The organism is Vreelandella boliviensis LC1 (assembly GCF_000236035.1).
Classification (GTDB): domain Bacteria; phylum Pseudomonadota; class Gammaproteobacteria; order Pseudomonadales; family Halomonadaceae; genus Vreelandella; species Vreelandella boliviensis.
Map to the genome: position 1 here is coordinate 189216 of NZ_JH393259.1, position 9526 is coordinate 198741.

At 54.9% G+C, this 9526-nt stretch carries 10 protein-coding genes; 4 read left to right on the top strand and 6 right to left on the bottom strand.

Features of this window, described 5'->3' with window-relative positions; all coding sequences use genetic code 11:
* Positions 1–313: 313 nt before the first annotated feature.
* The 5 genes from KUC_RS15370 to KUC_RS15390 all read right to left on the bottom strand — a co-directional run bounded on the left by KUC_RS15370 (position 314) and on the right by KUC_RS15390 (position 6784).
* Complete coding sequence (locus tag KUC_RS15370) at positions 314–1807, bottom strand: MFS transporter (protein WP_007114144.1); 1494 nt, start codon at positions 1805–1807, stop codon at positions 314–316.
* Positions 1808–1863: 56 nt separating this feature from the next.
* Positions 1864–2322, bottom strand: coding sequence for a universal stress protein (locus KUC_RS15375; RefSeq protein WP_040481211.1), 459 nt, complete (start codon positions 2320–2322; stop codon positions 1864–1866).
* A gap of 72 nt (positions 2323–2394) precedes the next feature.
* A complete protein-coding gene (locus KUC_RS15380; protein ID WP_007114146.1) occupies positions 2395–3987 on the bottom strand; it encodes an MFS transporter in 1593 nt (530 codons plus the stop codon).
* 230 nt (positions 3988–4217) lie between these two features.
* Positions 4218–4886 carry a two-component system response regulator NarL gene (gene narL / locus KUC_RS15385; RefSeq protein WP_007114147.1) on the bottom strand — a complete coding sequence of 223 codons (669 nt, stop codon included), beginning with the start codon at positions 4884–4886 and terminating at the stop codon, positions 4218–4220.
* Positions 4886–6784 (bottom strand): type IV pili methyl-accepting chemotaxis transducer N-terminal domain-containing protein, encoded by a 1899-nt coding sequence (locus tag KUC_RS15390; RefSeq protein WP_007114148.1) that lies wholly within the window; start codon positions 6782–6784, stop codon positions 4886–4888. The genes narL and KUC_RS15390 overlap by 1 nt, the downstream gene beginning before the upstream one ends.
* 176 nt (positions 6785–6960) lie before the next feature.
* On the opposite strand from KUC_RS15390, the gene KUC_RS15395 reads away from it, so the two are divergent.
* The 4 genes from KUC_RS15395 (at position 6961) to ubiT (ending at position 9052) form a co-directional block, all read left to right on the top strand.
* Positions 6961–7530 (top strand): hypothetical protein, encoded by a 570-nt coding sequence (locus tag KUC_RS15395; protein ID WP_244264821.1) that lies wholly within the window; start codon positions 6961–6963, stop codon positions 7528–7530.
* 68 nt (positions 7531–7598) lie between these two features.
* Positions 7599–7991 carry a hypothetical protein gene (locus tag KUC_RS15400; RefSeq protein WP_007114150.1) on the top strand — a complete coding sequence of 131 codons (393 nt, stop codon included), beginning with the start codon at positions 7599–7601 and terminating at the stop codon, positions 7989–7991.
* 11 nt (positions 7992–8002) lie between these two features.
* Positions 8003–8389: a SirB2 family protein gene (locus KUC_RS15405; protein ID WP_007114151.1), complete on the top strand. Its 387-nt coding sequence runs from the start codon at positions 8003–8005 to the stop codon at positions 8387–8389.
* A 165-nt stretch (positions 8390–8554) separates the two neighbouring features.
* Positions 8555–9052: a ubiquinone anaerobic biosynthesis accessory factor UbiT gene (ubiT, locus tag KUC_RS15410; protein ID WP_040481213.1), complete on the top strand. Its 498-nt coding sequence runs from the start codon at positions 8555–8557 to the stop codon at positions 9050–9052.
* Between the two features lie 68 nt (positions 9053–9120).
* Here ubiT and KUC_RS20120 read toward each other — a convergent pair.
* Positions 9121–9526 (bottom strand): ferredoxin reductase domain-containing protein (locus KUC_RS20120; RefSeq protein WP_503660759.1); only part of this gene is annotated, 406 nt, incomplete at its 5' end.

A 9526-nucleotide genomic window follows, 5' to 3' on the forward strand; every position in this document is an offset into this window, starting at 1 on the left:
ACTAACTCTATAATAGATCACTTTCGCAGCAATGTTCTTACCGATACCGCACTCATTGGATCGTTGTGAGTGATGCCGGTGGCAAACGCTTTGCCACAACTGTCTAAGACGTAATCGTAGGTGAATCTCATTTGCATTACCCTGCGCCTTCAGCAGTTTCTGGGTCTTCTCTGCACTAGCCATTTTACCCCCATTAACCTGGTTTAAAGACACCACCAATACTGACTAAAGGCGCTCTGAATGACACTATTATGGCACTGTCCGGATTTAAGCGACGCGGACAGTGCAGTGATGCTGCAGATAACCCGAATGTTCAGGACTTGGTGTTATGCAGGGCTTGCTCTGCGATGTCTCTATCGACTGAAGAGACGTAGTACTCGTCATCGAAAGCGCCTTCTGGCTCCTTGAGCCACACTAGGCAGATCACCCAACTGATGAAGGCACCGGTGGCGATGATGTAGAAGAACTGCGACGGTGTAACAAATGTAAAAATGGTCAAGTAGACCACCGCGCCAACATTACCGTAGGCGCCGGCCATGCCCGAGATCTGCCCGGTGATACGACGCTTGATGGAGGGAATGATACCGAAGGTCGCCCCCTCAGCCCCTTGCACAAAAATCGATGTGCCGATGGTCACGGCAATCGCGAGGATTAACGGCCAACTCGAATTAAGCATGCCCATCAACAAGAACCCGATGCTAATGCCAAACATGTAGCACAGCATAACGAAACGGCGATTGCCCATACGGTCAGAAACCATGCCGCCCATGGGGCGCGCCACCAAGTTGACGAAAGCGAACGACGCAGCGATTAGCCCGGCGGTGGCGGCATTCAGCCCCCAGGTCTCCTCAAAGAACATGGGCAGCATCGACACCACCGCCAGTTCCGCGCCGAAGTTGGCAAAGTAGGTGCTGTTAAGTGCGGCCACGCTGTTGAACGAGTACTTATCATCCTCGGGTACTCCCTTGCGCAGGATTGGCAGGTTAACCCGCAGGATCTGTACGACCTGATAAATAACGATCGCCACGATGACTAGGTAGGCGACGGCCGCACCGGTGACCGATAAATAGCCCATATACTGGATGCGCCAGACCAGGATGGCGAGTACGCCGACCAGCGGGATCGTCCAGATGATCAGCTTGATCATATCGCCCCAGGAGCTCACTTCCATGGCGGCGGTCTTGCGTGGCTTGCGGTGGGCCTGGGCATCCGGGCCATCAGTAATCGCGAACCAGTAGTAAACACCATAAGCTGCCATCACAACAGCGCTCTGGGCGATCGCCCAGCGCCAGCCATCCGGGCCGCCATACATGCTCAGGGCGATGGTCGGCAACGACATGGCCGCGGCGGCGCTGCCGAAGTTACCCCAGCCAGCGTAAAAGCCTTCGGCGAAGCCGATGTCCTTGGGTTTGAACCACAGCGCTGTCATATGGATACCGACCACGAAGCTGGCACCAATCGAACTCAGTACCAGGCGAGCCACTAGCAGCTGCGTCATGCTGTTACCGAAAGCGAACGCCAGCGCCGGTAGCGACATGCTCACCATGAGTACCGAGAAAACCCGGCGTGGGCCGAAACGGTCCAATGCCATGCCGACGATAATGCGGGCGGGAATGGTCAAGGCTACGTTGCAGATGGCGAACAGCTTGAGATCGTCCGTGCTCAGCCAGTCGACGCTCTTGAGCATGCTCGACGCGAGCGGCGCCATGTTGAACCACACGTAAAAGGTAATAAAGAAGGCAATCCAGGTCAGGTGCAGGGCCCGGATTTCAGGGCTGCGAAACTTGAATACAGCGGAAACTTTCATGATCGTATCGTCCTGTGTCCCAAAGGTGGTATATCCCAAAGATGGTTATGGGCTGCTCAAGGGCTGGGTAGGATCAACAAGGGACATTCGGCGCGTCGGGCCAGAAATGAGCTGACGCTGCCGAAGGTCATGTAGTCGAGTTCATCAACGAAATAAGTCAACGATTTGGCGATGATGCCACCATCTGGCTGATGGCTATGGCGAGCAATCACCAGTAGGTCTGGCGAGAGTTTGCGAATGGACTGAAGCAGCATCTTGCGTGCATCTCCCTCGGCGAGAAGATACTCGGCTTGGAAACCCTCGCCGATAGCGAACGCCACACCCTCCTGAAGGTGCTGTTTAACCTCATCGTGCTCCTGCTGAAAAAGCGTTTCATTGTTATCGGTAGCGTCGAGAGGGTTCTCCACCACGCCGACCAGTACTAGCAGGGGCTGGTTGCAGCGGAACATATTGACGACTTGAGCGAGCGCCAGCTTGGCGTTTCGTGAACCGTCGTAGGCAATCATGATTTTCATGGTGTCCTCCCGCATTGGGGTAGGGGGTCAAGACCCGGAGCTTAGCTCCGGGCCTAAAGAAGCACGTCGTACTCAGGGGTTCTTAACGTAGGCACCCTTGCGCAGGTAGAACCACCAGTTGATGACGAGGCAGATAGCGTAGAAGACCGCAAAGCCGTACATGGCAAGTTCCGGTGTGCCGGCCTGGATTTGCTCGCCCATCACCCGTGGGGCGATGAAGGCGCCATAGGCAGCGACGGCAGAAGTCCAGCCAAGTACCGGGCCTTTCTGCTGCTGGTCGAAAATCACGCCGATGCTGCGAAAAGTAGAACCGTTGCCGATACCACTGGCGGCGAATAACACAATGAAAAGCAGCAGGAATATCCAAAAGAATTGATTTGGATCGGTGGCGTTATAGGCCTGCATCATCACATAGCCGGTCGCGATAGAGGCGACCACCATGACCGCAGAGATTATTTGGGTGACGATGGAGCCGCCCACCTTGTCGGAGATCCACCCACCCACTGGGCGGATTAGGGCGCCCACGAAGGGGCCTATCCAGGCCCAGGTCAAAGCGCTGGGCGCCTCAGGGTTGGCCACGCGAATCAGTGTGCCATCGGCAGTGGCTTCCATCATGTTGCCGAAGATGACGTTGATGGAGAGCGGTAGGGCCGCAGAGAAGCCAATGAAAGAGCCGAAGGTCAGAATGTAGAGGATGGTCATTGACCAAGTGTGCTTATTGGAAAAGATCGCGAACTGCTTCTGGATATTGGGCTTGATGTCGCCAGGTATCAGGCGCAACAACACCAGGGTCAGAACAATGGTTAGCGGCAGGGCAATCCACATATTAAGCCAACCGAGTGCCAACATACCGACGATGGCGGTAACCAAGCCAACGCCGTAGAGCCCCAATATTTTGCTGAAAGCCGCCAGCGGCGAACTCGGGTTGGGCGTAATAGTGCGAAGATTGTTCATGCCGAACCAACTGGCGAACGCCAATGGAATCAGAAATATGAGCCAGATGAAGCCAGCATTCTGGATCCAGGTATCGGTACCTGCTTCGATGCGACCGATTAAAGTACCGCTTGCGCTTTGCAACTCCATCGGAGCACCGGCCATAGCGCCGAACATGCCGACGGTCATAACCAGCGGGATCATAATCTGCATGGTGGTGACGCCGAAATTGCCCAGGCCCGCATTCATGCCCAGGGCGTATCCTTGCTGCTTGCTGGGGTAGAAGGTGGAAATGTTGCTCATCGAGCAAGCGAAGTTACCACCGCCGATACCGGAAAGTAGAGCCAACACCTGGAATACCCAGAACGGCGTGCCTGGGTTCATTAAGGCGATACCGGTACCGGCGGCGGGGACCATCAACAGCGCGGTGGTCAGAAAGATAGTGTTACGCCCGCCAGCGATGCGAATCATGAACGATGCAGGGATGCGCAGCGTGGCACCCGCTAGGCCGGCAAGCGCTGTCAGTGAAAATAGCTGGTTAATCGTGAACGAAAAACCCAGGTTCTGCATTTGAGTGGTGATCATTCCCCACATCATCCAGACAGCGAAGCCCATCAGCAGGCTGGGAATGGATATCCATAGGTTGCGGCTGGCAATCCGTTTGCCATCCTGTTCCCAGAATTGGGCATCTTCGACATCCCACTTCTCTATGTCGGCGTTTCTCTTGCTCATGGCGGTTCCCCTTGGCATCAAACCTTTCTGCAGTTAGCAGGCAAGATACGCTTGCAAAGGGGATTGGGAAACTAAGAGAAATAGCCTATAAATCAGCGATATACCTCTTGAGAGGTAGTCGCTGAAATGCCAAGATTGATTGATTTTAAAGACAAAAAATCGAGAGGGGGTAAGCGCGGGTCAGAGCAAAAGTACGCTGGGAGTCTTTGGAGGTAACCACACAGAGCCGGCTAGTGATCGATACCTTCCTGAACTGCCCAGACGGCGGCTTCGACACGTGAGCGTAAGTTGAGCTTTTTGAGCAGGTGCTTGACGTGAACCTTGACCGTGCCTTCAGTAATATCCAGCTTGCGCGCGATGAGCTTGTTGGAGAGCCCGCCAGCAAGCTGTTGCAGAATTTCACGTTCACGTTGGGTCAGGCTGTGAATGTCGGGTGTGGAGGGCGCATTGCGCTGATTACGCAGGGCTTCAGCGAGTAGGGCAGTCAGACTTTCACTGATCACCATGCGGCCCAGAGCAGCCTGACGCAGCTGGCGAACCATGTCTTCAGGCTCCATATCTTTTAGCAGGTAACCATCGGCACCGGTACGCAGTGCCGCGACAACGTCATCCTCATGGTCGGAAACAGTGAACATCACCACACGGCCGCTATAGTTAGCTTCCCGAAGGCGACGCAGCGCTTCTAGTCCATTGACGCCCGGCATGTTTAAGTCAAGTAACACCAAATCAGGCTCGAGCTTGAGGGCCAGGGCAATGCCCTCTTCGGGATCGCCCGTCTCGCCAACCAGTTCAAGGTCGTCTTCTAGCTCAAGCAGCTGAATCACACCACGCCGCAGTAGCGGATGGTCGTCGATAATCATCAGACTGGCAGGCGTGTCTTTGGCAGTTGTCAGCGTCATTAAGAAGTCCCTGTGCCTAAGTGAGAGTTGGGGGCAGCCGAAGCGGGCTGCTGCTGAATTAAGCGAGCGGTTAAAGGGGTAAAGTCTACCTCAACACTGGCTCCTCCGGCGGGGCGATTGGCGATGCTCAGTTGCCCATTCAGGGTAGTGGTACGGTCGCGTATGATCACCAAGCCGTAATGCATTGGCGGTGAGCTATCGTCTTCCAAGCCGATGCCGTCATCCTCGATACGCACTAACAGGCGGGCATCGGCGAATCTTACTGTGACCTTGGCCCAATGGGCTTGGGCGTGTTTGTGGGTATTGGCCAGTGCTTCACGAATAATCTGCAGTACGTGAATTTCTTCATTGGGATTAAGTAGATAAGGCGGCACATCGTAGTCAAGCTCGACCGTTGCCTCCATACGCTGGCTGAACTCCTCGATGGTCTGGCGTAAGGCAAATTGCAGCCCCGGCCCCTCAAGTTTGAGTCGGAAAGTGGTGAGTAGCTCACGCAGTTGACGATAGGCGCTGTTCAAACCGGTGCGCAGCTCATCGAATACCGCGGACTGAGCCTCGCGGGTTGCCTCTTTTTGCTGCATACGTTCGAGTCGGGCGACCTGCATTTTTAGGTAAGATAGCGATTGCGCTAGAGAGTCGTGCAGTTCGCGCGCAATGATTGTTCGCTCGTTGATCAGTGTGACGTGCTGCTGCTCTTCGATACGCCGCTGCAGGTACACCGCCGTGGCCAGCTGATCGGCTAATATTGTGAGCAGTCGACGGGTGCTATCGTTGAGCCGTTCCTGGGGATACCACACTTCCAGGGTGCCTAGCAGCGTATCGCCTACGCTGATCGGTAGCAGCAGGCATTGCGACTGGTTATTGGCCACCAGATCCAGGGGGCGAGGATCAATCAGGCAGGCATGGCAATCTTGGTCACGGCAATACTCTGGTCGGGTACGCGAATGAGTTTCCAGTACCGGCATTGCCCGTTGATCGAAAGGGTCTTTTAACGAAAGGCGTATTGGCCCGATATTCAACAGCTTTTCCAGTTCGCGCAGCATGGGAGCTGCGCTAGAGCAGAGGTCGTTACCGCCGCCATACAGCGCGCGACTGGCATCATGCATCACCCGCAGCGCCTGATTGCTGCGCTCAAGTTCCTGTTTCTTGCGGGATACCTTGTCTTCCAACGCGGCGTAACTTGTTGCCAGCTCGGCCGACATCTTGTTAAAGGTATGGCCCAATAATGCCAGCTCGTCGCTACCGCGGAGCTGTGAACGGGGCTTGAAATTACGCTGCGCCGCCTCACGGGCCAGCACCATAAGTTGGCGCAAAGGGACTACCAGATTGTAGCGAACATCGTAGAGAGCGATGGCGACCACTATCGCAATCAACACTAAAAAGATCACTTGCATCATGCCCAGCAGCCGCACCTTGGCCTCGGTGCTCTGTTCCAGGTAGGTGACTAGCATCTCGATGTCATTGACCATCGCAACGATCATCGCTTCTCGCGTATCCAGGTCAAGCTGTGCGGTGGTGGACGGTGCTTGTAGTGCCGGGCGAAGCGTGTGCAGCCAGTAGGTTTGAAGTTTTTCCAGTTGACGGCGGCGCTCGTGACGATCATCGGCGGGGATCGTTTGCTGTAGCGTTGTGCCATGCAAACGCTGATCAAAGCGCGTTATCAGACCTTCGAGCTGTTCTTCGCTTGTTTCCTCCGGGACATACTCAAGGCGTTGCAAGGCCCCCAATATCTGATAGGCATTCATGCGTAATGAGCCAGCGACATTGATCGCGGCAGCATCGCCACGGCTGCTGTTAGACATTGCCATGGTCAGGGTGATGCTGATGAGGGCCATACCGCTAATGGCCAGCAGAGACGCAATGATGCGAGCAACCAGGGAGCGTTGAAGTAATTTCATGGCAGTTCCGATAGCGCGGAAGAGGTAAGGGAGTGTGGCATTGGCTGTATTTCGATACTAGGGCTATTCCTTTGGGGTTAGCCGACCTACCTCCGATGTTTTTTGACCTACGCCCGGTATTTACCGACAATTCTGGCATGTCTTCCGATGTCTTTATACCCTCGCTGGGAAACGCCATGCCATCATCTGTGCCGCCACCCACGTTGGAGACATCAACGGAACCAGTAAATGGTTATCAGTTGCTGGTAGCCATGCTATTAATGCCACTGGCAAGCGCCTTGGCGGTGGCTAGCTGGACACTTTACGCACTGCTCGCAAAACAATCCCTTTATGTGCTGATACCGTTGAGTAGCGGTGTGCTCTTGGCCTGGCCGGCTTGGTATATCGCCAGGCGGGGCGACACCTGTCGCTTGATGCAATGGCTGTTGCTGGGGCTCGCACTGGCGCTGGGTGGGTTTGGAGTGGCAAGCCGCCCGTGGGAATTTTTGTTGGTGGGGGCTGGACTTGGACTGGGAGGTGCGGTGATTACGACTGGCATCGCCCACGCCAAAGGTTGGATGCCTGATCGCTGGGTGCTTCTTCTTGTAGCCCTGTGTCTCGCTTTAAGCGCAGGCGTGGGGTTTTCCTTACGGATGACGCCTCTGGTAGTACAAGCCTATGGCTGGCGCGCAGCGCCACTCAGCCTATTGATCCCGCTATTTATGATAATGCTGCTATTGTGGCTTTTCGTAGAATCACCCGAGTAACGTCACCTACTCATCTAATCAACTCATTTTACCTACTCATCTTCCCGACTAGGGATAAGGCCCATTTTATGACCATAGCGACGTTTGCCGACTTACTGCAGGAAGCACATAAACAACCTAAACCCCAGCGCCTGTTGTTTGTGTTCGTTCGCGCAGAGCTGCCCGATTTTCCCGATGCTGAGCAGCGTCGTCGCTTTGAAGAGGGCGAAGGTGGGGTGTTAGTGCCTGTGATATGCGTAGACAAATCGACCGAAGAGCTTAGCAGCATGGCGGCGTTGATCGAAGAGTCTCGCCGCACCGAGATCGAATGGGATCTGGTGTTCGCTGCGGCCATGGACGACCCAAAGGACGACGCCGAGGTTGAACGGCAGCTCCAGCGGATGATGGAGTCGCTGAAAATGGGTAATATCACCGCCTATCTTGCCTTCGATCATCACGGCGATGCGGTGAACGTAGGCTAGGGACGGGTACCATGGAGCACTATTTTCTTATCAAGCACCTGCATATGACGGCCGCTACGCTGAGCATCACGCTCTTTGTAGTGCGCGCCTGGTGGTCGGTACAGGAAAACCCGCGACTCAACGCCCGTTGGGTCAAAATATTACCCCATCTCATCGATACGGCTTTGCTGGGGCTGGGGGTGACGTTGATGGTATTACTTTCCGTATGGCCCTGGCAGCTTCCTTGGCTTGGCGCCAAGTTAGTGGCGCTGCTGGCCTATATCGGTATTGGCAGCATTGCAATTAAACGTGGGCCAACGCCAAAGGCGCGTGCCATGGCCGCCGTCGTAGCGGTGGCCATTTTCGCCTATATGGTGGGGGCCGCGGTTCGCCATAGCCCACTTTCCTGGTTGGTATGAGCAGTAATAGTAAATCGCAATCGCCATGCCGAAGGTGAAATGCGTATTAATATTGGTGCATTATTTTGCCTCTACTGATACATGTCAGTACGAAGTGCCATAGCAATAATTAGCATTAGCCGTATGGAGTTTGCTGCTAATGTTTTTTATATGAGAGAGCTTGTCATGTCATTTCTACCTTTGTCTGTTTCTATTCCATCTGCTTTTCTGCCCCTTCCTGTCACTCTTAGCCGCTTGATTCGCATTCTTGATCCACGGGTACCTTTTACTATTAAGCGACGTATAGTCGAGCCCTTGCTCAACCGTACTTTTGCAGTGCCGCTTGCAGAGGGAGAGTTCGACGCGGTGGAAGGTCGACGCATTAGTCTCACCATTGCTGATTTAGGCGTGACGCTTAGTCTGACGCTTGAATCCCAGCGCTTGCTATTATGCCGCGAGAAGGGCGAGGCAACCATTCGTGGAGGTTGGCGTGAATTTTTGTGTCTTGCCACGCGCCGCGAGGATCCCGACAGTCTGTTTTTCCAGCGTCGTTTAATCATAGAAGGGGATACGGAGCTGGGGTTGACGCTTAAGAATCTGCTCGATGGTTGCGAGGAAGGCCTTGCACAAGGGCGTTTCGGGGAGTTGCTGCTGGGGCTGGAGCGCTTGGCGCGCAGGGAGTGACTTGACCGTAATCTTCACTACTGAACTATGGCTAGGCGGCCCCGCTATACTGCTGGGGCCGCCCAACATCAGGCTGCGTCGAGCGGGCGAGACGGCCCAAAATGCTCAAAGTGGCGACGATCCTCGTCGATACCCAGTTCAGACAGTGCGCTATTAATCGCCGTCATAAATCCTTGGGGGCCAACGAAATAGCAGCGTGCCTTAAGGTCTGGCAGGTAGTGAGCTAACAAGCTACGGTCGATACGACCAATATGCTCGGCTTCGTTGCCGCGTTCATGAATGCGGACAGCCTGGAGGCGCTGAGGATACTCGCTCTTCAGTGCTTCTAATTCACTTTGAAAGGCCTGATGATCGGCATCCAGGGCAGCGTGTAGATAGATGACCTGCCGCCCAAGGGACAAGGCATGGCGCGCCATGGGGAGTAGTGGCGTTTGACCAACGCCGCCGCTGGCAAGCAGCAGAGGCTCCGCACCG